The 22,819-nt window shown below is 69.5% G+C and carries 26 protein-coding genes, 1 tRNA gene and 1 pseudogene; 17 read left to right on the top strand and 11 right to left on the bottom strand.

Annotated features, from left to right (window positions below; translation table 11 throughout):
- Positions 1-237: 237 nt before the first annotated feature.
- Positions 238-1,416, top strand: a complete 1,179-nt coding sequence (locus METY_RS02305) for a vWA domain-containing protein (RefSeq protein WP_103119793.1) — start codon at positions 238-240, stop codon at positions 1,414-1,416.
- 11 nt (positions 1,417-1,427) lie between these two features.
- Here METY_RS02305 and METY_RS02300 read toward each other — a convergent pair whose 3' ends face one another.
- From METY_RS02300 to METY_RS02285, 4 genes are all read right to left on the bottom strand, one after another.
- On the bottom strand, positions 1,428-2,495 hold the full coding sequence (locus tag METY_RS02300) for a M48 family metallopeptidase (RefSeq protein WP_103119792.1): 1,068 nt from the start codon (positions 2,493-2,495) through the stop codon (positions 1,428-1,430).
- 45 nt (positions 2,496-2,540) lie between these two features.
- Positions 2,541-3,569, bottom strand: coding sequence for an NAD(P)/FAD-dependent oxidoreductase (locus tag METY_RS02295; protein ID WP_103119791.1), 1,029 nt, complete (start codon positions 3,567-3,569; stop codon positions 2,541-2,543).
- 83 nt (positions 3,570-3,652) lie between these two features.
- Entirely contained in the window at positions 3,653-3,973 is a 321-nt protein-coding gene (locus tag METY_RS02290; RefSeq protein WP_103119790.1) for a 2Fe-2S iron-sulfur cluster-binding protein, read from the bottom strand.
- A gap of 175 nt (positions 3,974-4,148) precedes the next feature.
- A complete protein-coding gene (locus METY_RS02285; RefSeq protein WP_244593490.1) occupies positions 4,149-4,526 on the bottom strand; it encodes an Hpt domain-containing protein in 378 nt (125 codons plus the stop codon).
- A 331-nt stretch (positions 4,527-4,857) separates the two neighbouring features.
- Here METY_RS02285 and METY_RS02280 point away from each other — a divergent pair, with 331 nt between their 5' ends.
- Genes METY_RS02280 through METY_RS02270 form a run of 3 tightly spaced genes read left to right on the top strand, consistent with a single transcriptional unit; the run spans position 4,858 to position 7,900 of the window.
- Positions 4,858-5,385, top strand: coding sequence for a SixA phosphatase family protein (locus METY_RS02280; RefSeq protein ID WP_103119788.1), 528 nt, complete (start codon positions 4,858-4,860; stop codon positions 5,383-5,385).
- Entirely contained in the window at positions 5,382-6,857 is a 1,476-nt protein-coding gene (locus METY_RS02275; protein WP_103119787.1) for a YcjX family protein, read from the top strand. The genes METY_RS02280 and METY_RS02275 overlap by 4 nt, the downstream gene beginning before the upstream one ends.
- A complete protein-coding gene (locus METY_RS02270) occupies positions 6,854-7,900 on the top strand; it encodes a YcjF family protein (RefSeq protein ID WP_103119786.1) in 1,047 nt (348 codons plus the stop codon). The genes METY_RS02275 and METY_RS02270 overlap by 4 nt, the downstream gene beginning before the upstream one ends.
- Positions 7,901-7,902: 2 nt before the next feature.
- On the opposite strand, the gene METY_RS02265 is transcribed toward METY_RS02270, so the two are convergent.
- Positions 7,903-8,295 carry a GFA family protein gene (locus METY_RS02265; RefSeq protein ID WP_103119785.1) on the bottom strand — a complete coding sequence of 131 codons (393 nt, stop codon included), beginning with the start codon at positions 8,293-8,295 and terminating at the stop codon, positions 7,903-7,905.
- Between the two features lie 302 nt (positions 8,296-8,597).
- Complete coding sequence (aroC, locus tag METY_RS02260; protein WP_103119784.1) at positions 8,598-9,686, bottom strand: chorismate synthase; 1,089 nt, start codon at positions 9,684-9,686, stop codon at positions 8,598-8,600.
- A gap of 123 nt (positions 9,687-9,809) precedes the next feature.
- Here aroC and METY_RS02255 point away from each other — a divergent pair, with 123 nt between their 5' ends.
- Positions 9,810-10,346, top strand: a complete 537-nt coding sequence (locus METY_RS02255; RefSeq protein ID WP_103119783.1) for a 3'-5' exonuclease — start codon at positions 9,810-9,812, stop codon at positions 10,344-10,346.
- Between the two features lie 21 nt (positions 10,347-10,367).
- On the opposite strand, the gene METY_RS02250 is transcribed toward METY_RS02255, so the two are convergent.
- Positions 10,368-11,213: an AAA family ATPase gene (locus METY_RS02250; RefSeq protein ID WP_103119782.1), complete on the bottom strand. Its 846-nt coding sequence runs from the start codon at positions 11,211-11,213 to the stop codon at positions 10,368-10,370.
- 235 nt (positions 11,214-11,448) lie between these two features.
- Between METY_RS02250 and METY_RS02245 the strand changes: the two genes are divergently transcribed.
- Positions 11,449-12,099: an invasion associated locus B family protein gene (locus METY_RS02245; protein WP_103120117.1), complete on the top strand. Its 651-nt coding sequence runs from the start codon at positions 11,449-11,451 to the stop codon at positions 12,097-12,099.
- A 10-nt stretch (positions 12,100-12,109) separates the two neighbouring features.
- Here METY_RS02245 and sfsA read toward each other — a convergent pair whose 3' ends face one another.
- Positions 12,110-12,856: a DNA/RNA nuclease SfsA gene (sfsA, locus tag METY_RS02240; RefSeq protein ID WP_200819575.1), complete on the bottom strand. Its 747-nt coding sequence runs from the start codon at positions 12,854-12,856 to the stop codon at positions 12,110-12,112.
- Complete coding sequence (locus tag METY_RS02235) at positions 12,846-13,259, bottom strand: VOC family protein (RefSeq protein ID WP_103119781.1); 414 nt, start codon at positions 13,257-13,259, stop codon at positions 12,846-12,848. The genes sfsA and METY_RS02235 overlap by 11 nt, the downstream gene beginning before the upstream one ends.
- 102 nt (positions 13,260-13,361) lie before the next feature.
- Here METY_RS02235 and METY_RS02230 point away from each other — a divergent pair, with 102 nt between their 5' ends.
- The 9 genes from METY_RS02230 to METY_RS02190 all read left to right on the top strand — a co-directional run bounded on the left by METY_RS02230 (position 13,362) and on the right by METY_RS02190 (position 19,138).
- On the top strand, positions 13,362-14,093 hold the full coding sequence (locus METY_RS02230) for a competence/damage-inducible protein A (RefSeq protein ID WP_103120115.1): 732 nt from the start codon (positions 13,362-13,364) through the stop codon (positions 14,091-14,093).
- A gap of 21 nt (positions 14,094-14,114) precedes the next feature.
- Positions 14,115-14,636 (top strand): xanthine phosphoribosyltransferase, encoded by a 522-nt coding sequence (gene gpt / locus METY_RS02225; RefSeq protein ID WP_103119780.1) that lies wholly within the window; start codon positions 14,115-14,117, stop codon positions 14,634-14,636.
- Between the two features lie 151 nt (positions 14,637-14,787).
- The gene (locus tag METY_RS02220; RefSeq protein WP_103119779.1) at positions 14,788-15,003 is read left to right on the top strand and encodes a hypothetical protein; all 216 of its coding nucleotides are present in this window, start codon (positions 14,788-14,790) and stop codon (positions 15,001-15,003) included.
- Between the two features lie 78 nt (positions 15,004-15,081).
- Positions 15,082-15,166: transfer RNA gene (locus METY_RS02215), tRNA-Leu, on the top strand.
- Between the two features lie 189 nt (positions 15,167-15,355).
- Complete coding sequence (locus tag METY_RS02210) at positions 15,356-15,733, top strand: ArsR/SmtB family transcription factor (protein WP_103119778.1); 378 nt, start codon at positions 15,356-15,358, stop codon at positions 15,731-15,733.
- Between the two features lie 3 nt (positions 15,734-15,736).
- Positions 15,737-16,792: an ACR3 family arsenite efflux transporter gene (gene arsB, locus METY_RS02205; RefSeq protein ID WP_103119777.1), complete on the top strand. Its 1,056-nt coding sequence runs from the start codon at positions 15,737-15,739 to the stop codon at positions 16,790-16,792.
- A gap of 11 nt (positions 16,793-16,803) precedes the next feature.
- Positions 16,804-17,223 (top strand): arsenate reductase (glutaredoxin), encoded by a 420-nt coding sequence (gene arsC / locus METY_RS02200; protein WP_103119776.1) that lies wholly within the window; start codon positions 16,804-16,806, stop codon positions 17,221-17,223.
- Positions 17,220-17,930, top strand: coding sequence for an arsenical resistance protein ArsH (arsH, locus tag METY_RS02195; protein ID WP_103119775.1), 711 nt, complete (start codon positions 17,220-17,222; stop codon positions 17,928-17,930). Before arsC ends, arsH begins: the two co-directional genes overlap by 4 nt.
- A gap of 2 nt (positions 17,931-17,932) precedes the next feature.
- Positions 17,933-19,138, top strand: coding sequence for an MFS transporter (locus tag METY_RS02190; RefSeq protein ID WP_244593489.1), 1,206 nt, complete (start codon positions 17,933-17,935; stop codon positions 19,136-19,138).
- A gap of 102 nt (positions 19,139-19,240) precedes the next feature.
- On the opposite strand, the gene METY_RS02185 is transcribed toward METY_RS02190, so the two are convergent.
- Entirely contained in the window at positions 19,241-20,227 is a 987-nt protein-coding gene (locus tag METY_RS02185) for an aldo/keto reductase (protein WP_160147294.1), read from the bottom strand.
- Positions 20,228-20,491: 264 nt separating this feature from the next.
- Here METY_RS02185 and METY_RS02180 point away from each other — a divergent pair, with 264 nt between their 5' ends.
- Together METY_RS02180 and METY_RS02175 are read left to right on the top strand one after the other, a co-directional pair.
- Positions 20,492-21,427, top strand: coding sequence for an alpha/beta hydrolase (locus METY_RS02180; protein ID WP_103119773.1), 936 nt, complete (start codon positions 20,492-20,494; stop codon positions 21,425-21,427).
- 143 nt (positions 21,428-21,570) lie between these two features.
- Positions 21,571-22,509, top strand: coding sequence for an alpha/beta hydrolase (locus METY_RS02175; RefSeq protein WP_103119772.1), 939 nt, complete (start codon positions 21,571-21,573; stop codon positions 22,507-22,509).
- A 107-nt stretch (positions 22,510-22,616) separates the two neighbouring features.
- Here METY_RS02175 and METY_RS02170 read toward each other — a convergent pair.
- A pseudogene (locus tag METY_RS02170) lies at positions 22,617-22,819 on the bottom strand (DEAD/DEAH box helicase); the annotation flags it as partial.

Raw genomic sequence — 22,819 nt, 5'->3', positions numbered from 1 at the left:
CAACACGAGACCGACGAAGCCCTCTGCCGGATCGTGTCCCCACACAGACACGGCCCGTCTCGCCGTTCGGAGCCGCCACGCCGTCGCCACGAAAACGCCGCGGCGTCGTCAGGCATGCGTCTCCACGCTTCTGATGGTACCGATGATCCCGCATCTAGAGAACCGCGGAATCCATCCGATGGCAAACGTCGTTAACGGGTTGTTCACCATCTCAAACGATTTGGCCGGCGCCGCTTCATGTTCCTGAGGTTTTTCGAGGCGCTCCGCAGCGCCGGCGTGCCGGTGTCGCTGCGCGAGCACCTCGCGTTCCTGGAGGCGCTCGACCGCGGACTTCGTCCGACCGACGCGGACGGGCTCCATGCGCTGGCCCGCGCCTGCCTCGTCAAGGACGAACGGCACTTCGACCGATTCGACCGCGTTTTCGCCCAGATTTTCGCCGGAGCCGAAACCTTGGCGGAGGCGCTCGCCGGGCCGGAGATACCGCCGGACTGGTTGCTGAAACGCTTCGAACGCCTGCTGTCGGACGAGGAGAAGGCGGCCATCGAGGCGCTTGGCGGGCTCGACAAGCTGCTGGAGACGCTGCGCCAGCGCCTGGCCGAGCAGAAGGGGCGGCGCCAGGGCGGAAACAAGTGGGTCGGCACGGGCGGCACGTCGCCCTTCGGCGCTTACGGCTACAACCCGGAAGGGATCCGGATCGGGCAGGAGGCCAACCGCAACTTCAAGGCGGTGAAGGTCTGGGACAAGCGGGAGTTCCGGGATCTCGACGGCGAGGTTGAGATCGGCACGCGGGCGATCAAGGTGGCCCTGCGGCGGATGCGGCGCTTCGCCCGCGCCGGCGCGGCGGAGGAGTTCGATCTCGACGGCACCGTGGGCGCGACCGCGCGCCAGGGCTTTCTGGACGTGAAGCTCCGCCCGGAGCGCCGCAACGCGGTGCAGCTTCTGCTGCTGCTCGACGTCGGGGGGTCGATGGACGGCCACGTGCGCGCCTGCGAGGAGCTGTTCTCCGCCGCGCGCTCCGAGTTCAAGCGGCTGGACCACTTCTATTTCCACAACTGCGTCTACGAGCACGTCTGGCGCGACAACCGCCGCCGACGCGCCGAGCTCACGCCGACGCTCGACCTGCTGCGCAGCTATCCGCCGGAGTGCCGGGTGGTGATCGTCGGCGACGCCTCGATGAGCCCCTACGAGCTGCTGTCGCCCGGCGGCGCTGTCGAGCACATGAACAAGGAGGCCGGCCGGGTCTGGCTGCGACGGTTCGTCGATCGCTTCCCTAAGCTCGCCTGGATCAACCCCTTGCCGGAGCAGAGCTGGTCGTGGACCGAGTCGATCGACATCGTCCGCGACGTGGTCGAAGGGCGCATGTACCCGCTCAGCCTCGACGGCCTCGACCGCGCCACCCGGGCGCTGGCGCGCTGATTTTAGGTCTCTTATCTGTCGATCATACGCTCAAAGGCCGTGCGCCAGCTTCGGTCGAACGTGGCGATCAGCGCAGCGAGCATTTCGGGAGAAAGCAAATCGGAGCTCGCGGGGCGGGAGACCGGGGCGACGTCGGGCGGCGAACTGTACCCAAGCTTGGCGAGGCGTTCCTCTAGCGGCGGGTGCGTCGCGCCATAGCGCGCCAGGTCCGCGGCGGATTCATCGTCGAGCTCAGGTTCCGGCTCCACGAGCGCTTGAGACGTTGTCTCACCAAGCAGAGAGTTAAGCTGCGCCTCCATACGGCGGATTGGCGACATGGGCGGGGACATCGCGCCCAGCACCTCTCTCTCGACCGGCTGGAATATGCGACGCGCGAGAACGCGACCCGCGGCTCCGACGAGGACGAGCGCTCGCGCCGAGGCAGACTTGTCGGCCGAGAAAGCGTCGGCTTCGAACTCGTTTTGCCGCGATAGATCGCGGCGCGCTCGTTCCGTCCGCCGTAGTCCGCCCTCGAGCGCTGCATGGGCCAACGCCCCGACGATTGTGTCGTACGGGGCCGCGTAGAAAAACAGAAAGTCGAACACGCCAATGAACTCGATAATGTTCGTCGTCCCGGCGGCGTGATCAAGCCGCGCGTGCCCTGCCTCATGCGACACGACGGCCCGTATTGCAGGCTCGTCGAGCATCATGAGCAAAGGGAGACCCAGCGTCAGCACCTCGTGGCGCCGTAAACCCAACGGCCCCCGTATGTCGGCCATCGACGCGTTCAGCCCGCTGTCGACCGCTAGAATGCGGCGCCGCCCCTTGGGCGGGTCGACCTCGTCCCAGAGAGCCCAGAGCGCCGGCGCCTCCTGTGGCGAGAGGGTGTTCTGAGGCTTCCAGCCGGAAGGGACCGCAAGCACGCCAAGCGTTAAGACGGTTCCGGCGACGAGGGTTGGGATGACGACGAGAGCGGATGCGGCTCCGGCCAGCGGATTGGCGTCCAGAAGCGCGAACCAGCCCCACGCCAGCAGCGCCAGCAGCGCCGCAACGGGGAGCACAGCCCACCGTCCGAAGCGACGGACAACCGAAATGAACATCGAAGGCCCCCGAGGCGTCGCAGTTGACGCCGCCGTCCAGCGCCGTCAGGCGCCCGCCAGCTTCTTCTGCAGGGTGGACGATGAGGTCGAGTGCTGGAAGACCATCCGGCGCTCCGGATGCACGCGGCGGGCGGCGGCCTGGGCCATCAGGGCGGCCTCATGGAAGCCTGAGAGGATCAGCTTCAGCTTGCCGGGATAGGCGTTGACGTCGCCGATGGCGAACACGCCGGGCGTCGTCGTCTGGTAGCTCTCGACATCGACCGGGATGAGGTTCTCGCTGAGGTTCAGGCCCCAGTCCGCGATCGGGCCGAGCTGCGCCGCGAGGCCGAAGAACGGCAGCATGGCGTCGGCGGCGATCTCGTGGAGCGACCCGTCCTCCGCCTTGGCTTTCACCGCTTTCAGCATGCCGTTCTCGCCGATGAGGCCGGTGGCCTGGCCGATGAACAGGTCAACGACGCCCTTGTCCACCAGGGCGCGCATCTTGTTGACGGTGTCCGGGGCGGCGCGGAACACGTCGCGACGGTGGATCAGCGTCACGCTTTCCGCGATCGGCGCGAGGTTGAGCGTCCAGTCGAGCGCGGAATCGCCGCCGCCGATGATCACCAGATGCTTGGCGCGGAAGGCGTCCTTGGAACGGACGGCGTAGAACACCGACCGGCCCTCGTAGGCCTCGACGCCCGGGATCGGCGCGCGCCGCGGCAGGAACGAGCCTCCGCCGGCGGCGATCACCACGACCTTGGCGTCGAAGCGCGTCCCGGCGTCCGTGGTCAGAAGGAAGCGGCCGTCGGGCGTCCGCTCGAGCGCGGAGACCATCTGGCCGAAATGGAACCGTGGCGCGAACGGCTGGATCTGGGCGAGCAGGTTGTCGGCGAGGCCCTGGCCGGTGACCTCCGGCAGTCCGGGAATGTCGTAGATCGGCTTCTCGGGGTACAGCTCGACGCACTGCCCGCCGGGCCGGTCGAGAATGTCGACGACGTGGGCCTCGACGTCGACCATGCCGAGCTGGAACACGGCGAACAGCCCAACTGGGCCGGCCCCGACGATCACGGCGTCTGTGCGGATGATGTCGGTCATGGCGTTCCGGGTCTGCGCAAAGCTTGAGGAAGCGCAGATCTAGCGGAGGCGAGGCCGCGGGAAAAGCGGCGCGGCCGAGAGCGTCAGCCCTGACGCTGCGGCGTCGCCACCTTCAGGCCGTCGAGCGCCGGCGTGATCTTGATCTGGCAGGAGAGGCGGCTGGACGGCCGGACGTCGAAGGCGAAGTCCAGCATGTCCTCCTCCATCGGGGTCGGGCCGCCGACCACTTCGCTCCAGGCCTCGTCCACGTAGACGTGGCAGGTCGCGCAGGAGCAGCCGCCGCCGCACTCGGCGTCGATGCCGGGGACGTCGTTCGCGATCGCGACCTCCATCACGGTCTGGCCCTCGCGGGCCTCGACCGTGCGTTCGCCGCCGTCATGATCGGTGAAGGTGATCTTGGCCATCGCCGCGCCGCCTCTCGCACACACGGATCGGTCCGCCGTGCCGCGGCAGATCGTTCGGCGGGCTGTTTAGAGCGTTTCGCATCCGCGCGCCAGACGACGGGCGGACGCCGTCGTCGTCACGCGTTCGAATCGCGGCCGGCTGATCTAGCCGGCCCGGACGGTGGAAGCCAAAAGCTTAGCGGTCGAAGCCGAAGCGCAGTTCGATCGCGGAGGTCGCCTCGGCGACGGCCTCGGCGACTTCGGCGAGAGCCTTGCCGGTGGGCTCGCCGGCGTTCGCCGCGCGCTCGAGTTCGTCCGCCGCATAGGCCACGCGGCCGGCGCCGACGCCGCGGGCCGAGCCCTTCAGCGTGTGCGCGATCTGGGCGCGCTCGGACGGGCAGGTCACCGCTTCGAAACGGAAGAGGAGGATGCGCGCCTGACGGCGGAAAAGCTCGAGGACCTCGCGCTCGAGAGTCCGGTCGCCAAGAGTCTGGCGGGAAAGGTGGGCGAGGTCGATCGCGGTCGCGAATTCCCCGCCGGTGCGTTGCTCGTACTGTTCCATGGTGCTCGACATGATGACTTTAACTCCAAACCCGCTGATACGCTGCGGGCGCCGTTCTGAAGTGTGCGATGGCGATGGTGAAACAAAGGCGCCGAAACGTCTTGCTCACCTTTCGGCGAAAGCTTTTCCTACAAAGTGACCTTTCGGCCACGGTGATCAGTTTCGCCGAGCGACGTTGAACTCGGTCCGAACGTCGCGTTCATCCGGCGTTCACCCTGGCGCCACCCATGGAAACGCCATGGAAGGTTTCCGAGTCGTGAACGCCGAGGCTTGAGAAAGGCGTTTGAGGCCCCCACCTCCTGCAGCGCCGCGGGATCGTCGCGGCTGTGAATTCCGGGGATCCATGCGCCGTCTCATTCTGTTCCGCCATGCGAAGTCCGACTGGTCGCTGGCCGCGACCGCGGATCACGACCGCGGCCTGGCCACTCGGGGCCGAAAGGCCGCCGGGCCGATGGGGGCCTGGCTCGCGGGCCGGGGCTTCCGCCCGGAACTCGTGCTGTGCTCGACGGCGAAGCGCGCCAAAGCCACTTGGGACATCGCGAAGGGCGCCTTCACCCCGGCGCCGGAGACGCGCGTGGTGCGGGAGGCCTATGAGGCGTCCGCCGAAGGCTTGCTCGAGCTGATCCGCGCGGCGCCGTCGGAGGCGCAGACGCTGATGATCGTCGGTCACAATCCTGGCCTCGCAAGTCTGGTCGACCTGCTCGCCGGCTCGGGGGATCCGGAAGCGAGGCGCCTGCTGTCGGTCAAGTTTCCGACCGCCGCGATCGCGGTGCTCGACTTGCCGTTCGACGGCTGGGCCCAGGCCGCGCCGCGCGCAGGGCGGCTCGACCGGTTCGTCACCCCCAAGAGCCTCGGCCTCGACGTCGCATGAACTTCGGCGACCTCGCCCACGAAGCCCGGATCGCGGCGCAGAGCCTGCTCGACGCCGCCGCCGGCACGCTCGATCCGACGCTGCGGCTTGGGGTGACCGGTCTGTCGCGGGCGGGCAAGACCGTGTTCCTGACCGCTCTGGTGAACGCCCTGACGCAGGGCGGCCGCCTGCCGGCGTTCCGCGCCTACGGCCAGGGCCGCATCGCCGGGGCGAGGCTCGCGCCGCAGCCGGACGACGCGGTGCCGCGGTTCGAGGTCGAGACCCATCTAAGGGCGCTGACGGGCCCAGACCGGCACTGGCCCGAGTCCACGCGACGGATTTCCGAACTGCGCGTGGTGGTGGATTTCGAAAGCCGCTCGGGCTTTCTCAGCCGGCAGCGGCCGGGCCGCCGCCTCACGCTCGACATCGTCGATTATCCCGGCGAATGGCTGCTCGACCTCGCGCTGCTGTCGCAGGACTTCCGGACTTGGTCGCAAAAGACGCTCCACGCCTCGGAAGGCGCCACCCGTGCGCCGCTCGCCGCCGAATGGCGGGCCCATCTCGCGACGCTGGACCCCGCCGCCCGCGAGGACGAGACCGCGGCTCGGCAGGCCGCCGCGCTGTTCCGAGCCTATCTGATCGCAGGTCGCGCCGAGCGCGTCGCTCTGTCGACGCTTCCGCCCGGCCGCTTCCTGATGCCGGGCGATCTCGACGGCAGCCCGGCGCTCACCTTCGCCCCGCTCGACGTGCCGCCGGAAGGCGAGGCCCCAGCCGGGTCGCTGTGGGCGATGATGGAGCGGCGCTACGAATCCTACCGCAATCACGTCGTGAAACCGTTCTTCCGGGATCATTTCGCGCGGCTTGACCGGCAGGTTGTCCTCGTCGACGCGCTTGCGGCGCTCAACGCAGGCCCCGAGGCGGTCGCGGACCTCGAGGTGGCCTTAACCGACGTGCTCGCGGCGTTCCGGCACGGCCGGAACTCATGGCTGACCAGCCTGTTCCGCCCCAAGGTCGACCGCTTGCTGTTCGCCGCGACCAAGGCCGACCATCTGCATCACACGAGCCATGACCGGCTTGAGGCGATCCTGCGCCGGCTTGTCGGACGGGCCATCAAGAACGCGGAGTTCGACGGCGCGGCGGTCGACGTCGTCGCTCTCGCCGCGGTGCGCGCCACCCGGGAAGCCACGGCGCGGCAGGGACGGGAGGACCTCCCCGTCATCGTCGGCGTGCCGGAGGCCGGAGAGCGGTCGGGCGGGCAGGTGTTCGACGGCCAGGAGGAGATTGCGGTGTTCCCCGGCGATCTTCCGGAGGATCCTGAGACGGCGCTCAGCGCCGGCGGCTACCGCGGCCGCGCCCTCAGCGAGGACGGCGGCGACATCCGCTTCGTGAAGTTCCGCCCGCCGCGACTCGCGCCCGAGCGCGGGATCACGCAGCTTCCGCACATTCGCCTCGACCGCACGCTTGAATTCCTGCTGGGAGACGCGCTGCTGTGACCGACGCTCCGCCAAACGACCCGCGGCGGCAGCCTCCGCGCCGGCCGACCGCGTTCCGCCTGAACGACCCGTCCGTGGTGATGGCCGCTCCGGACGAGGCGGTCGCGACCTCGCGCGGCGGCGTGGTCGTGACCTCGCAGCCCGACCCCTTCGAGGTCGAGGAGCCCGCGGCGGCGCCCGTGGCGCCGCGGCGCAAGGGGCTGTCTCTCGGCAACCTGTTCTTCGGCGCTCTCGGGGGCCTCGTCAGCCTCGCGGTGGGGCTGTGGGCGACGCGCGTGGTGGAGGACCTGTTCGCGCGCTCGGACTGGCTCGGCTGGGTCGCGCTCGGCCTCGCCGTTCTCGCGGCCCTGGCCGGCCTTGCCATCATCGGGCGGGAGGCTGCGGGGCTGATGCGGCTGTCGCGGATCGAGCACCTGCGGGAGGCGGCGGACGCCGCGCACGCCAGCGACGACGCAAAGGCCGCGAAGCGCGTTATCGCGGACGTGATGGCGCTCTACGCCGCGCGGCCGGAAACGGCGCGTGCGCGCCGTGCGGTCGCCGAGCACGACGACGACATCATCGACGGCTCCGACCGGCTCAAGATCGCCGAGCGCGAACTGCTCGCGGCGCTCGACGCCGAGGCGACGCGCGCGATCGCCTCCTCCGCCAAGCGCGTGTCGGTGGTGACCGCGGTGTCCCCGCGCGCGATCGTGGACCTCGCCTTCGTGGCCGTGGAGGCCATGCGGCTCATCCGTCGGATCGGCACGATCTACGGCGGCCGCCCGGGCTCGCTCGGCTTCTTCAAGCTGGCGAAGCACGTGCTGGGCCATCTCGCCGTGACCGGCGGCATGGGGGTCGGCGACGGGCTGCTGGAGCAGGTGCTCGGGCACGGCCTTGCGGCGAAGCTCTCAGCGCGGCTGGGGGAGGGCGTGCTGAACGGCCTTCTGACCGCCCGCGTCGGCCTCGCCGCGATGGCGGTGTGCCGGCCTCTGCCCTTCGTCGAGCGCCGTCCCCCGACGGTCCGCGAGGTCGCCGGCAACCTGTTCGACGCGCAGCGCCCCTAGACTCAGTCCTCTGACCGGCTCGTGGGATCGCGGTCGCCGGCGTAGCGACGCGACAGCGGAAACGGCGGCAGCCAGGATTCGCGACGGACGGTCCAGCTTTCGTACGTGGGCTGCAGCTGGTCGGGCGCGTCCAGCGATCCGAGGTTCACTTCGACCTCGTCCGCCGTGCGCGCGAAGACGGACGAACCGCAGCGAGGGCAGAAAAACCGGCCGGCGTAAGAGCGCGGTTCGCCTGATACCGAGACCGCCTCCTGTGGAAACACCGCGGAGGCGTGAAACAGCGCGCCGTGGTGCTTGCGGCAGTCAAGACAGTGGCAGACGCCGACCCGGTACGGTCGCTCCGACGCCACGATACGAACGTCGCCGCACAAGCAGCCGCCCGTCAGTCGCTCCATGGCCGTAGGTCCTCCATCCGACGTCGCGAGAGGCGGCGATACGCCGCCCGCGTCGAAGCTCAGCTTGGACCACGGCGTGGGGAGAGCGAAAAAAACCGCCGGCTCGGGGACTGCTTACCGGCCGGCGGGTTTCTCAAGTTGAAACGCAACCCCGAGGGGCGCGCCTATGCGGTCTCGTACGGCGCGATCGTGACAACGGATTTACCTCGCCGCGGACCAGCCGCGTCTTAGTTCCGTCGCCGAGATCGGCGTCTGGACGCGCCCCGGTTTCGGGCCGCTCGCACCACGCGTCAAGCCTTTGATCAGCCGCCGGTCTGGCCGCGATGTCGCAGGACGTGGTCCGCCAGCACGCAGGCGACCATCGCCTCGCCGACGGGGACCGCGCGGATGCCGACGCAGGGGTCGTGGCGGCCCTTGGTCGAGACGTCCACGTCGGCGCCCGAGGCGTCGATCGACCGGCGCGGCGTGAGGATCGACGAGGTCGGCTTCACCGCGAAGCGCGCGACGATGGCCTGCCCGGTCGAGATGCCGCCGAGAACGCCGCCGGCCTTGTTCGACAGGAACACAGGCTTGCCGTCGTTCCCCGCCCGCATCTCGTCGGCGTTTTCCTCGCCCGTCAGGCGCGCCGCGGCGAATCCCGCGCCGATCTCGACCCCTTTGACCGCGTTGATGCTCATCAGCGCCGCCGCGAGGTCGGCGTCGAGCTTGCCGTAGATGGGCGCGCCAAGCCCCGCGGGCGCGCCGTCCGCCTCCACCTCAAGCACCGCGCCGACCGAGGACCCCGCTTTGCGGATGCCGTCGAGATAGGTCTCCATCTCCTTCGCCGCGACAGGATCGGGGCAGAAGAACGGGTTGCGGTCGACCTCCGACCAATCCCAGCGCGACCGGTCGATCTCGATCTCGCCCATGGCGACGAGGGCCCCGCGGATGGTGACGCCCGGTATCACGAGCTGCGCGATCGCGCCGGCCGCCACGCGCATGGCGGTCTCGCGCGCCGACGACCGCCCGCCGCCGCGGTGGTCGCGGAGGCCGTACTTCATGTCGTAGGTCACGTCCGCATGCCCCGGGCGGTAGCTCTGGGCGATGTTGGAGTAGTCCTTCGACCGCTGGTCGACGTTCCGGATCAGCAGGCCGATCGGCGTGCCGGTGGTCGTCAGCAGGCCGTCCTCGGCCTCCAGCACGCCCGACAGGATCTCGACCTGGTCCGGTTCGCGCCGCTGGGTCGTGAAACGCGACTGGCCGGGGCGCCGGCGATCGAGCGCGGCCTGCACGTCGTCCCGCCGAAAGGTCAGCCTCGGCGGGCAGCCGTCGACCACCGCGCCGATGGCGGGGCCGTGGCTCTCGCCGAAGGTGGTGACGCGGAAGAGGTGGCCGAAGGTGTTGTGCGACATGGACGGAGCCTATGCCACGCTGTGGTCTTGGCGAAAAGCTTCTGGCGACGCTCTTTTCGATACCGTAGGAACGATCCGTTAACGTCCCGCCGCACGCGCCAGTCGAGTCCCGATCGGAAAGAGATGACCACGCCGCTTGAACGCATCGCCGCCGGCGAAAGCCGCTATGTCTTCTTCGACCTCGAGACGACGGGCCTGACGCCGAAGCGGGACCGCGTGATCGAGATCGCCGCCCTCAAGTTCGACCGCGCCTCCGGCGAGCTTTCGGCCTTCCAGTCACTGGTCAAGCCGGACCGCGCGATCCCCGCTTTTGTCCGCGCGATGACGGGCCTCGACGACGCCGCCTTCGCGGAGGCGCCGGAGCCCAAGGAGGCCCTGGCGAACTTCTTCGCCTTCGTCGGGGAGGATCCGCTGGTCGCCTACAACATCGGCTTCGACCACGCGTTCCTCGTCGCCGAGGCGGAGCGGGCCGGCCTGACGGCGCCGGCGACGACCGTCTGCGCCATGCGCTTCGCGCAGGGCCGCGTGAAGGACCTCCCAAACCACCGCCTCGAGACGGTCGCAAAGGCGCTCGACGTGCCGCGCCCCCGGGCCCGCCGCGCGATGGAGGACTGCCTGACGGGGCTGACCGTGTTCGAGAAGTCGCTCGCGCTCGCCTGATGCCGAGGCGGCCGGGGGGCGCTATCGCCCCTCGCGCCGCATCATGAAGGCCATGCGCTCGAACAGCTGCACGTCCTGCTCGTTTTTCAGCAGCGCGCCATGCAGCGGCGGAATCGCCCGGCGCGGATCCTTCGCGCGCAAGGTCTCGGGCGCCACGTCCTCGGCCAGCAGCAGCTTCAGCCAGTCCAAGAGCTCGCTCGTCGATGGCTTCTTGCGCAGGCCGGGCGCCTCGCGCACCTCGTAGAACAGCGCCAGCGCCTCCGAAAGCAGACGCTTCTTCAGCCCGGGAAAATGCGTCTCCACGATCGCGGCCATGGTCTCCGGATCGGGAAAGCGGATGTAGTGGAAGAAGCAGCGGCGCAGGAAAGCGTCCGGCAGCTCCTTCTCGTTGTTCGAGGTGATGATCACGACCGGCCGACGAGCGGCCCTCACCGTCTCGCCGGTCTCAGGCACATGGAACTCCATGCGGTCGAGCTCGAGCAGCAGGTCGTTCGGAAATTCGATGTCCGCCTTGTCGATCTCGTCGATCAGAAGCACGGGGCGGCGCTCCGCCGTGAAGGCGGTCCAGAGCGGGCCCTTGCGGATGTAGTTGGCGATGTCGGAGACGCGCGGGTCGCCGAGCTGGCCGTCACGCAGCCGGGCCACGGCGTCGTATTCGTAAAGCCCCTGAACAGCTTTCGTCGTCGACTTCACGTGCCACTCGAGCAGCGGAGCGTCGAGCGCCTGGGCGATCTCGTGGGCGAGCACGGTCTTGCCCGTGCCGGGTTCGCCCTTCACCAGCAGCGGCCGCTCCAGCGTCACGGCGGCGTTGACGGCGATCTTGAGATCCTCCGTCGCGACGTAGGCGGTCGTGCCTTCGAATCTCATGCGTGCGGCGCCCGTCCGTGCGTGGTTGCGTCGCAGGAGAGATAGCATCCGCCGGGCGCGCGCGTCAGGCGCTCGATCGCCGCGGGCGGCTGCTGTGACGGCCGAACTTTAGATCGATTCTATACTTTGCTGTGCTGTCGCTTTCGCTGTCTTTCGCCGCAAGGACTTACGTCTCGCGCCCTGTTTGGTGTAAAGCGGCCCGCGTCGTCGATCAATGTTTTGGAAGAGCCTCGTCATGCTCCGCTTCAGCGCCGTTCTCCTTCTCGCCGCCGCCGCAGTGGCGGCCGCTCCGGCCGCCTTCGCCCAGCAGCCGACGCCTGAGGAGATGAAGGCCGCGACCGACCGGTTGCGGAAGAACGACCGCACGACGCAACCTCAGCCGACGGACGCCCAGGCCGCGAAGGCGCAGGCGCCGGGGCAGCCCGCGGCCGCGACGCTTCCCAACGGCGCGGGCTCCATCAACGAGACCTACGGCGACTGGACCGTGGACTGCCGGGTCGCCGACAGCCGCAAGAGCTGCCTGCTGTCGCAGGCGCAGGGCGATAAGCAGTCCGGCCGCCGCATCTTCGCGATCGAGCTGCGCGTGCCGGCGGACGGCAAGACCGAGGGCGCCGTGCTCATGCCCTTCGGCCTCAAGCTCGACAACGGCGCCATCCTCACCCTCGACGACAAGGATTTCGGGACGGGCCTGCGCTTCTCCACCTGCGTGCCGCAGGGCTGCGTGCTGCCGGTGTCGTTCCCGGCGGCGGCGACGGACGCCATGAAGAAGGGCCAACGTCTGACGATCTCGTCGCTCAACCAGAGCGACGGCCAGGTGACGAGCTTCAGCGTCTCCCTCAACGGCTTCTCCGCCGCGCTTGACCGCTTGGCGGCGCTGGGGAGCTGACTCTCAAAGTTCAGGCGACGATCGGGACCTCGCGGTCGAGCCGGACGCCGTCCAGCGTGACCGTAGCGCTCCAGCAGTGCGCCTCGACCCCGCTGGCGCGGGCGAGGTCGAAGGCGCGGCCGTAGGCGGGGTCGATGTCGCGGGCGATCGCGAAGCCGGCCGCCGGGCCCTGCACGATGAACAGCATCGCCGCGCGGGCCCCCGCCGCCGCCTCGTTCGAGAGCTCGACGAGGTGCTTGGCGCCTCGCGCGGTCACCGCGTCCGGGAACTCCGCCAGCGCCCCGCGCCGCCACAGGTGGACGTTCTTGATCTCCACGAAGGCCTTCGGCCGGCCGGCGCTTTCGAGCAGCAGGTCGATGCGGCTGTTCACGCCGTAGCGAACTTCGCGCCGGACGCTGTCGTAGCCTGCGAAGGCCGGCAGCAGGCCGGCTCCGACCGCGGCGAGGCCGAGCTTGTTCGGAGCGGCCGTGTCGACTCCCACCAGCGTCGGACGTCCCTCGATCTGGACCTCGACCACCGCCCACGACCACGGCAGGGACCCGCTGGTCTTCGGGCAGAGCCAGACGCGCATGCCGGGCGTCGAGAGCCCCATCATCGAGCCCGAGTTCGCAACGTGAGCGACGACCTCGCGGCCGTCGTCGAGCAGGACGTCGGCGAGGAAGCGCTTGTAGCGGCGGATCAGTCGGCCCGGAACGAGCGTGGCCGGATAGGGCAGCACGGGAAAGGCGGCCGCGGCGACGTCCACGTCAGAGATCATCTGCCGCCGTCGAGATCGCGCCGTACCCGTCGCCGTGGAACTGGATCAAGCAGAAGCCGTGGCCGAAGGGATCGGACAGCGCGGCGAGGGAGCCCCAGTCCTCCACGGCGATCTCGCCCTCGACGATCGCGCCGGCCGCGGCGGCCCGGTCGCGCGCGGTCCGGATGTCGTCGACCACCACGTCGAGATGCAGCGGCGTCCAATGCCGGGCGTAGGAGCGGCGCGCGCGGCCGGCCGTCGCCGTGTGCTCGGCGCGCTGCAGGAGGTAGACGGGGGTCGGCCAACCGGCGAGCTCCACCGCCGCGTCGCCGACACGCCGCGTCGGCGTCAGCCCGAAGGCCGCGCGGTAGAAGCGAACGGCGGCGGCGAGGTCCGGAACGTCGATGTTGATGAGCGGCGTCACGGCTGTCTCCTGCGAGGAAGGCCCTCCGAGGCGGCGCCTCGCTTGTTCGCCGCCGATCGCTCCTCTATCTCCGCGACGTCCTCCCATCGCAAGGCCGATCCGATGTCGAACACGCCCGCCACAGCCGCCGTCCTCGTGATCGGCGACGAGGTGCTCTCGGGACGCACGCGGGACAGCAACAGCGGCTACATCGCGCAGTATCTCACCAACATCGGGATCGACCTGAAGGAGGTGCGCGTCGTGGCGGACGACGAGGCGGCGATCGTGGAGGCGATCAACGCGCTCCGCGCCCGGTACACCTACCTATTCACGACCGGCGGCATCGGCCCGACGCACGACGACATCACCGCCGATTCGGTGGCCAAGGCCTTCGGCGTCGGCATCGACCACGACCCCCGCGCCGTCGCGATGCTCCGCGAACGCTTTCCCAATGCGGCCGACCTCAACGAGGGGCGGCTGCGCATGGCCCGCATTCCGTTCGGCGCGGACCTCATCGCCAACAAGGTCTCGAAGGCCCCCGGCTTCCGGCTCGAAAACGTCTTCGTCTTCGCGGGGGTACCTTCGATCATGCAGGCCATGCTCGACGAGGTCGGGCCGACGCTTGCGGCCGGCGTCAAAGTTCTGAGCGAAAGCGTCCGGGCCGACGCGAAGGAGGGCGACATCGCGACGCCGCTCGGCGCCGTGCAGAAGGAACATCCGGGCGTCGCGATCGGCAGCTACCCCTTCGTGGACGAGGGCGGCTTCAACACCAACATCGTGATCCGCTCGCGCGATCCGGAGGCGCTCGCCGCGGCGAAGACCGCGGTCGAGGCGATGCTGGCCAGCCTGCGCTGACGGCTCGGGAGGACGACGACCATGGCGGCTCCGGGCCCCGAGAAGATCTATCCCGTCTCCTGGGAGCAGTTTCACCGCGACGCCCGCGCGCTCGCATGGCGCCTCACCGCGGACGCGGCGGCGGTCGGCGGCTTCAAGGCCATCGTCAGCGTCACACGCGGCGGGTTGGTGCCGGCGGCGATCGTCGCGCGCGAGCTCGACATCCGGGTGATCGAGACGGTCTGCGTCGCGAGCTACCACGATTACGACACCCAAGGCGCCATGACCGTGTTGAAGGAGGTCGCAGCGTCGGTGGCGGCGCTCGGCGGCGGACAGGGGCGGGGCGTGCTGATCGTGGACGATCTGGTCGACACAGGCGGCACCGCGCGCTGCGTCCGCGCCATGCTGCCCGAAGCGCACTTCGCCACCGTCTACGCCAAGCCGCAGGGGCGGCCGCTGGTGGACACCTTCGTCACCGAGGTGAGCCAGGACACCTGGATCTATTTTCCCTGGGACATGGGTCTCGCCTTTCAGCCGCCGATCCGCGAAGGCGCGGCCGGGTGAGTCGGACTGTTGCGATTGCGTGAAAGCGGACGCAAAGAGTTATGCGAAAGTAGCATGTCTCGGTCGAGGACAACGCGCATTGTGCGATGCGGCATCGAGCTTATCTTGAGCCGCAGGAACCATCGGGTTCCAGGAACTTTGGAGATCGAACGTGGCTCGCAATCTTTCCGTCGCGATGGGCCGCCCTCTGCCGGCGCTTCGCATCCGCAACATGGCTCGTGAGGTGATGGAGACCATTGGTCTCGTGTTCGCCGCCGGCCGCGTCGCCTCGGCGGTCGAGTCGCACCGTACCCCGAACGCCGCCGACCTCGACCGCCTCGGCATCTCCGACGCGGCGACCCAGGTCCGCCGCCCGTTCGGCTCGTAAGCCTCGAGCGTCATCGATCGCTGAAAGGCGCGTCGCAGTTGCGGCGCGCCTTTTTCGTGTCCATACCTCGCCGCACGGGCGGACGTGGCGAAACCGGTAGACGCACGAGACTTAAAATCTTGCGCCGCAAGGCGTGCGGGTTCGAGTCCCGCCGTCCGCACCAGATGAAATAGCGCCAGTTTGAGCAGATAAAACCTTGGCACCCGGCGCGTCCCGGGCCGCCATCGTCTGCAACGCCGCCGTTAGCGCTTGTCGCGTCGCGGACGACGCTGAGCCGTCCCGAGCGCTCGCAAAACTCATCGACAAACGTCGATATTTCGATATAAGGCCCTCTGCAGTGAAGGAGGGGCTGATGCCGGAGACGTCCACGTCCACGCCCGAGGCTTCGGCCCTGGACGCCCTTTCAGCGCTCGGTCAATCCACGCGGCTCCGCATCTTCAAGCACCTCGTCACGATGGCGCCCGAGCCCCAGCCCGCGGGCGGGATCGCCGACGCGCTCGGCTGTCTCCAGAACACGCTTTCGACTCATCTCGCGATCCTCGTGCGGGCCGGGCTTATCACGGGCGTCCGCGATGGGCGGTCGATCCTCTACGCCGCCAACTTCGAAGGGATGCGCGGCCTCGTGAACTATCTGCTGGCGGACTGCTGCGCGGGTCGCCCCGAGGTCTGCGCGCCGGTGTTCGAGCAGCTCGAGAAGGGCTGCGGCTGCAGGCCGGCGGCGAGGGCCTGACGGATGTCGCTGTTCGAACGCTGGCTCACCCTCTGGGTGGCGCTCTGCATCGTGGTCGGGATCGCTCTGGGCTATGCCGCGCCCGAGCTTTTCCAGGCGATCGGCTCTCTGGAGATCGCTCGGGTGAACCTGCCCGTCGCGGCGCTGGTCTGGCTGATGATCATCCCCATGCTGGTGAAGGTCGACTTCGGCGCCCTGCGCCAGGTCGCGACGCACTGGCGGGGCGTCTCGGTGACGCTGTTCGTCAACTGGGCCGTGAAGCCGTTCTCGATGGCGCTGCTCGGCTGGCTGTTCGTCGGCTGGCTGTTCCGGCCGTGGCTCCCCGCGGACCAGATCGACAGCTACGTCGCCGGGCTGATCCTGCTCGCGGCGGCCCCGTGCACCGCCATGGTCTTCGTCTGGTCGAACCTGACTCGCGGCGACCCGCTGTTCACGCTGAGCCAAGTTGCGGTCAATGACGCCATCATGATCGTGGCCTTCGCGCCGCTGGTCGGCCTGCTGCTGGGCCTGTCGGCCATCACCGTGCCGTGGGACACGCTGGTCCTGTCGGTCGTCCTCTACATCGTCGTGCCGGTCGTCGTGGCGCAGGTTCTTCGTCGACGCCTGCTCGCGACGGGAGGACGCTCCGCGCTCGACCACGTGCTCGGGCGCATCCAGCCGCTTTCGCTGGCGGCGCTGCTCGCGACGCTGGTTCTGCTGTTCGCCTTTCAGGGCGAGCAGATCGTCGCCCAGCCGCTCGTCATCGCCCTGCTGGCGGTCCCAATCCTGATCCAGGTCTACCTGAACGCGGGTCTCGCCTACGTGCTGAACCGAGCGACCGGCGAGGCGCATTGCGTCGCCGGGCCGTCCGCGCTGATCGGCGCGTCGAACTTCTTTGAGCTGGCCGTCGCCGCGGCGATCAGCCTGTTCGGCTTCAAGTCGGGCGCCGCGCTCGCGACGGTCGTCGGCGTGCTGATTGAAGTGCCGGTCATGCTCTCGGTCGTCTGGATCGTGAACCGCTCGAAGCCTTGGTATGAGGCCCGCGGCGTCCGCGCCGCGACCCTCGAACCCCGTTCTTGAGGAGGGCCGCGATGCCCGAAGCCGTCACCATCTGGCACAACCCGGACTGCGGCACGTCCCGCAATACGCTGGCGATGATCCGAGCGGCTGGGATCGAGCCGACCGTCGTCGAATATCTGAAGACGCCGCCGACGCGCGACGAGCTGGAGCGCGCGGTCGACGCCGCCGGCCTGAGCGTCCGCGCGGCCATCCGGCAGAAGGGCGCGCCCTACCTGGAGCTCGGCCTCGACGATCCTTCCATCGCCGACGACGCGCTTCTCGACGTGATGCTCGCTCACCCCATCCTGATCAATCGCCCCTTTGTGTTCACGTCCCGCGGGGTGCGGCTCTGCCGACCGTCCGAGGTCGTGCTCGAGATCCTGCCCACGTCTCTGGTCGGGGACTTCACCAAAGAGGACGGCGAGGTCGTGAAGGCGGGATCCGCGTCATGAGCGACCTGCCCAACCTCGACGAGGACTCGTTCCGCCCGACCGACCCGTCCAGGCTCCACGGTCCCCGGTCGACCCATCCGCCGCGGGTGCTGCTGCTTTACGGCTCGCTGCGGCCCGTCTCCTACAGCCGGCTGCTGACGCTCGAAGCCGAGCGCCTGCTGAACCGGCTGGGCTGCGAGACCCGGGTCTACGATCCCACCGGCCTGCCGCTGCCGGACGGCGGCCCTGTCGATCACCCGAAGGTGCGGGAGCTGCGCGAGCTGTCGCTCTGGTCGGAGGCGCAGGTCTGGACGAGCCCGGAGCGGCACGGCGCCATGACGGGAGTCATGAAGTCCATGATCGACTGGATCCCACTCGCGGTGGGCTCGGTGCGGCCGACGCAGGGGCGCGTGCTCGCGGTGTTGCAGGTCTCCGGCGGTTCGCAGTCGTTCAACGCCGTGAACCAGATGCGCGTGCTTGGCCGCTGGATGCGGATGCTGACGATCCCCAACCAGTCGTCCGTGGCGAAGGCCTTTCAGGAGTTCGGCGAGGACGGCCGGATGAAGCCGTCGGCCTACTACGACCGTGTGGTCGACGTGATGGAGGAGCTGGTGAAGTTCACTTGGCTCACGCGGGACCTGTCGGATCACCTGACCGACCGCTACAGCGAGCGCCGGGAGAGCGCCGCGGCTCTCGAAGCGCGGGTGAACCTCAAGCAGGCCGTCTAGACGTGAGCGGGGCCTCGACGCCGCCAGGCGGCAGGATCGCGGTCCCGCTGCTCGGCGTCGCGCAGATCCTGTCGTGGGGCTCGAGCTTCTACCTGCTCGCCGTGCTCGCGGCCCCGATGTCCATTGATACCGGATGGCCGATCGCGTGGGTGGTCGGCGGCGGGTCGGTGGGGCTTCTCTGCTCCGGGATTGTGTCGCCCTTCGTCGGTCGGATGATCGACCGCTTCGGCGGGCGACCGACGATGGCCGCGGGGTCGCTCCTGATGGGCGCTGGGCTCGCCGCAGTCGGCTTATCGACCGGGCCCGTGACCTATCTCCTCGGCTGGGTCGTTCTCGGCCTCGGCATGGGCGCCGGGCTCTACGACGCCGCGTTCTCCACGCTCGGAAGGATCTTCGGGGCGTCGGCGCGGCGCGCGATCACCAACCTGACGCTGTTCGGCGGGTTCGCCAGCACCGTCTGTTGGCCCCTGACCGCTCTCGCAATTGAACACATCGGTTGGCGTGGCGCCTGCTTCGCCTACGCCGCCGCGCATGTGTTCGTGATGGCTCCGGCGCTGTTCGCCCTACTGCCGCGGGAGGCGCGGAAAGCGCCGGCTGCGGCAGATCTCACGGAAAGCAGGCGGATGACCCGCGGCGAGCGTGGATCGTTCCTGCTGCTCGCTGCGATCTTGATGGCGAATGGCGCGGTCCAGACGACCGTGGCGGTGCATCTGCTTGCGATCCTGCAACATCAGGGGATGGCGCTCGCAGCGGCCGTCGCGGTCGGCGCGCTGATCGGCCCGTCGCAGGTCGGCGCACGAGCGGTCGAGATGCTGTTCGGCGACCGGCTCCACCCCACCGCCACGCTCGCTTGCGCGGGCGGGTTGGTCGCTGTCGGCGTGGTGCTTCTGGCGCTCGGGGCGGCGCCGGCGGCGGTCGCCGTCGTGCTCTATGCGGCTGGGAACGGCGTGTGGTCGATCGCCCGCGGCACTGTCCCGCTCGCGCTGTTCGGCGCTGGGCGTTACCCGGTGGTGATGGGGCGGCTGGCGGCCCCCAACTTGATCGTGCAGGCGGCCGCGCCCTTCGCCGCCGGCCTCGCGCTGACCGCTGCGGAGCCAGGGGTCCTGTTGGTGGCGCTGGCGGTCGTCGCCACCGGCAACGCGCTGTTGGCCGCCGCGCTCATGTTCCGCGCCGGTCGATCGCTTGGGCCTCAAGGACGCGCACCATAGCGGGCGCGCCGCGACGCGGGCCGTCTGAGCTGGATCATGCCTCGGCCGGATTGCGGTCGCTCCGCCGCTTGGGCGCGCGCAGCGCCGTCGTTCCATGTCGGTTCATGTCTCGGCCAAGCTCCGGCTGCGCCAGCGTTCCCGGAGCGCCGCTCCGAGGTCCAGCATCTCGGCGGGAGGCCGCGGCGCGTCGACGCGCGCCACCAGCGCGGTGAGGTGCCGCGGCTTGATGGCCGAGAACAAGCAGAGCCCCGCGCGGTTGGTCGCAAGCGCGTAGTCGATCAGCACCTCGGCCGGCGTCGTCGGCGCCGCCGGATCATAGCCGGCGTCGGCGACGCGGCGTCGCGCCGTAGGGTCCTCCGCCAGCAAAGTCCGCAGCCGCGGCAGGGCGCCGAAGACGTTGAGGGCCCCATGCGCGATCGTTAGGCCGCCTCCGGATCGCCATTCGGCGAGGCGCGGGTCCTGCAGGTTGGGCTCGAACGGGTTGTTCTCGACCTGGAGCGCCGCGAACAGCCCCGGCCGCGCCGCGCCGGCCGCTGCGGCGTCCATATCCCCCGCGACGCCGACGGCGCCGACCTTCCCAGCCTCCAGCGCCATCGTCAGCGCCTCCTGCACCGCGCCATCGAGCACCTCGCGCGGCGAGGGGTCGTGGATCATCAGCAGGTCGATCCGCTCGACGCCCAGCCGGCGAAGGCTCTCGTCCACGCTCGCCATAACTCCCACGGTCGTGAGCGGCGTGGTCTCGATCGTCCGTATCCCACGAGCGTAGCGGCGAAGCGCGGGCAACCGCCGGACCAGCCGGCGGGCGTGCGGCCGCAGCGCCGCCTTCCAACCGGTCGACACCGCGACGATCCCGACCTTGGTGCAGACGTTGACCGCCCCGGAGCGGCCCGCGAGGAAGCGGCCAAGTATGGCTTCCGCCGCCCCGTCGCCGTAGCTCGGGGCTACGTCGAACCAGGTGACCCCGGCGTCGAAGGCGCGCTGGAGCGCGGAGAGCCCCTCGTCGGCGGGGACCCACGATCCGATCGAGGCGCAGCCAAAGCCGATCGCCGAAACGGGGGCGCGACCGATTGGGGTGGACACCTGTTTCATACGCATCCCTTGGAAAGCTCTCGCATGCCCCCGCTCAGAGCGGAAAACGATGGCGCGGAGCGCTCCGTGGGCGCCCCGCGCAAATTCGGCGTACGCAACCCCCGGATGCGTCCTTGATCCCTCTTGGGATACCGCTCGCGATGGCGGCGAAGCGGGCTGGGCTGCCGATCTCCCGCTCGCCGGGCCGTCCGAAACACGAGAATCTGATCAGCTCCCCAAACTCCGGCCCTATGTTCCGGCTTCCGTATCGTTGAATGGTCCCCGATGCGTCGACGCGTCTCCGCCGTCCTGGCCCTTCTTCTCGCCTTCGCCCCCGCAGGCGCTGAGGCCCAAGGTGTCGTCGAGCGCAACCAGTCGGCCTGGAGCCCGGCGCTGGGGCGAGAGCTCGTCTACAACCTCTACCGCCCGGAGATGCCGCCCTCCGGCGGCGAGCGCTGGCCTGTCGTCTACCTTCTCGAAGGCCGCCCCAGCGTATCGGACTGGCTGGACCAAGGCGGCTTGGCCGAGACTATGGACCGGGCGATCGCCGCGGGCGCGATGCCGCCGACGCTCGTGGTCACGCCCGTCGCCCCCTACAGCTGGTATGTCGACAACCCAGATCCCGGCGGCCACGGACTGATGCGGACGGCGATCGTCCGCGATCTTGTCGCGGCGGTCGACCAACGCTTCCCCACCGCGGCCTGCCGCGAGGGGCGCGCCGTCGGAGGTCTGTCCATGGGCGGCTACGGCGCGCTGTTGTTCGCGATCGACGCGCCGGAGGCGTTCGCGGCGGCGATCAGCCTCGCCGGCGCAGTCAGCCCGCCGATCGACCGCAACGACGTCGCCCGGCTGAAGCGCGCCGACGCCTTCTACGACGGCGCCTTCGGTCGGCCGCTCGATCGCGAGCGGTTCAACGCCTGGAATCTCTTCACGCGCCTCCGCATGCTCGAAAAGGGCGCCGCGCCGCGGCCGGACGTCTATCTGTCGATCGGCGACCGCGATCGGGGCGGTCTGCTGCAGAACACGACCCGGCTGCATGTCGCGCTGCTGCGGGCGGGCGTCGACAGCACCTTCCGGATCGGTCCGGGCCAGCATGACTGGGAGACGTGGCGGCGCGAGTTCGCGACGGCTCTGACGTGGCTCGGACCCAAGCTCGATCCCGCCTGCGGCCATGACATGGCCTCGAGCGGAGCGCCCGACGGCTCCAAGCCGACGCCTTGAACGCATGCAAAAGCGCAAGATCGGCGCCGACCATTTGGGCGTGCTTTTCAAAGCGCGCGCGCAATAACATCAGGACGGCTCCGACGACGTTCTGACGCCGCCCGCGCCGCTCCCGGTTGTCCGTCCCGTCGGAGAGCGCCCGTTTGATCACGCGCATCCTGTCCGCCAGCTTCGCCGTCGCGTCCCTTGTTCTGAGCGCCGCGACGCCCGCCGTCTCCGGCGGGATCGTCGAGCGCGACCTCAAGGCGCCCAGTCCCGCCCTCGGCAAGCCGCTGCGGTACAGTCTCTACAAGCCCGCGGGAGAGCCCGCGCCGGGCACGCGCTGGCCCGTGCTCTATTTGCTCCACGGCGGCGGGCCGGGCGAGGCCGACTGGCTCGACGCCGGCGGGCTCGCGAGCACGATGGACAAAGCGATCGCGGAAGGGCGCATGCCGCCGACCATCGTGGTCATGCCCTACGCTGGAAACAGCTGGTACGTGGACAATCCCGACCCGCAGGGCGAGGGCCTGATGGAGACCGCGATCACGCGCGATCTCGTCAATGCGATCGACCGGAGCCTGCCGACGGCGGCCTGCCGCGGGGGCAGGGCGGCCGCAGGCCTGTCGATGGGCGGTTACGGCGCGCTGCTGTTCGCGTTCGACAAGCCGCACCGGTTCGGCTTTGGCGTTAGTCTGTCCGGCAGTCTGACGCAGCCCATCGCGCCGCAGATGACCGGGCGGCTGAAACGCGCTCGCACCTTCTACGACGGCGCCTTCGGCACGCCCTTTAGGGTCTCGCGTTTCAACGCCGCGAACCTGTTCCCCAAGGCTCCGAGGCTCGCCCTGCTGCGCGAGAAGCCGAAGATCTACATCAACGCCGGCGACCGCGATCCCGGCGGCATCGTGCAGGGCTCGACAGAGCTGCATCTCGCCCTGCTGAGGGCGGGCGTCGACAGCAAGCTGACGATCGTCCCCGGCCGTCACGAGTGGCCGCTGTGGCGACGCGAACTGGGACCAGCGCTGACCTGGCTCGGGCCGCAACTCGACACGACCTGCGGCGCGGCCGATGGCGTGGCGATCGTGAAATCGACCACCACGCAGTGAGGTCTAGCCGGCGGTTCGACCCTCGTCAGATGCGCGAAAGGGCGCTTCGGAAATCCGAAGCGCCCTTTCTTTGAATGAAGCCTTAATGGCTTTGAGGTCCGGCGTCGTCAGCCGTGGTCGGCCTGACGACGATCGCCCTGCGGGCGGCCGTCGCGACGGGGACGACGTCCGCCGGGCTTCCCGCCGCCGCCGTTCGCCTTCATGAAGCCGACGCCGGACATGCCACCTTCGGAGCCGCGGCCGCCGTCGCTCCGCGCGCCTTGGGGGGCGGAGGCGTGCTGGCGGCGCGGCTCGGCGTTGCGCCCGCCGT

Origin of the sequence: Methylopila sp. Yamaguchi (genome assembly GCF_002897035.1) — a bacterium.
In the GTDB taxonomy this organism is placed as follows: domain Bacteria; phylum Pseudomonadota; class Alphaproteobacteria; order Rhizobiales; family Methylopilaceae; genus Methylopila.
This window is presented reverse-complemented; position numbering and strand designations above follow the sequence as displayed.

Coding starts and splice junctions, on each gene's coding strand:
- METY_RS02305 (WP_103119793.1), top strand. CDS start 238: ATGTTCCTGAGGTTTTTCGAGGCGCTCCGCAGCGCCGGCGTGCCGGTG.
- METY_RS02300 (WP_103119792.1), bottom strand. CDS start 2,495: ATGTTCATTTCGGTTGTCCGTCGCTTCGGACGGTGGGCTGTGCTCCCC.
- METY_RS02295 (WP_103119791.1), bottom strand. CDS start 3,569: ATGACCGACATCATCCGCACAGACGCCGTGATCGTCGGGGCCGGCCCA.
- METY_RS02290 (WP_103119790.1), bottom strand. CDS start 3,973: ATGGCCAAGATCACCTTCACCGATCATGACGGCGGCGAACGCACGGTC.
- METY_RS02285 (WP_244593490.1), bottom strand. CDS start 4,526: ATGTCGAGCACCATGGAACAGTACGAGCAACGCACCGGCGGGGAATTC.
- METY_RS02280 (WP_103119788.1), top strand. CDS start 4,858: ATGCGCCGTCTCATTCTGTTCCGCCATGCGAAGTCCGACTGGTCGCTG.
- METY_RS02275 (WP_103119787.1), top strand. CDS start 5,382: ATGAACTTCGGCGACCTCGCCCACGAAGCCCGGATCGCGGCGCAGAGC.
- METY_RS02265 (WP_103119785.1), bottom strand. CDS start 8,295: ATGGAGCGACTGACGGGCGGCTGCTTGTGCGGCGACGTTCGTATCGTG.
- aroC (WP_103119784.1), bottom strand. CDS start 9,686: ATGTCGCACAACACCTTCGGCCACCTCTTCCGCGTCACCACCTTCGGC.
- METY_RS02255 (WP_103119783.1), top strand. CDS start 9,810: ATGACCACGCCGCTTGAACGCATCGCCGCCGGCGAAAGCCGCTATGTC.
- METY_RS02250 (WP_103119782.1), bottom strand. CDS start 11,213: ATGAGATTCGAAGGCACGACCGCCTACGTCGCGACGGAGGATCTCAAG.
- METY_RS02245 (WP_103120117.1), top strand. CDS start 11,449: ATGCTCCGCTTCAGCGCCGTTCTCCTTCTCGCCGCCGCCGCAGTGGCG.
- sfsA (WP_200819575.1), bottom strand. CDS start 12,856: ATGATCTCTGACGTGGACGTCGCCGCGGCCGCCTTTCCCGTGCTGCCC.
- METY_RS02230 (WP_103120115.1), top strand. CDS start 13,362: ATGTCGAACACGCCCGCCACAGCCGCCGTCCTCGTGATCGGCGACGAG.
- gpt (WP_103119780.1), top strand. CDS start 14,115: ATGGCGGCTCCGGGCCCCGAGAAGATCTATCCCGTCTCCTGGGAGCAG.
- METY_RS02210 (WP_103119778.1), top strand. CDS start 15,356: ATGCCGGAGACGTCCACGTCCACGCCCGAGGCTTCGGCCCTGGACGCC.
- arsB (WP_103119777.1), top strand. CDS start 15,737: ATGTCGCTGTTCGAACGCTGGCTCACCCTCTGGGTGGCGCTCTGCATC.
- arsC (WP_103119776.1), top strand. CDS start 16,804: ATGCCCGAAGCCGTCACCATCTGGCACAACCCGGACTGCGGCACGTCC.
- arsH (WP_103119775.1), top strand. CDS start 17,220: ATGAGCGACCTGCCCAACCTCGACGAGGACTCGTTCCGCCCGACCGAC.
- METY_RS02185 (WP_160147294.1), bottom strand. CDS start 20,227: ATGAAACAGGTGTCCACCCCAATCGGTCGCGCCCCCGTTTCGGCGATC.
- METY_RS02180 (WP_103119773.1), top strand. CDS start 20,492: ATGCGTCGACGCGTCTCCGCCGTCCTGGCCCTTCTTCTCGCCTTCGCC.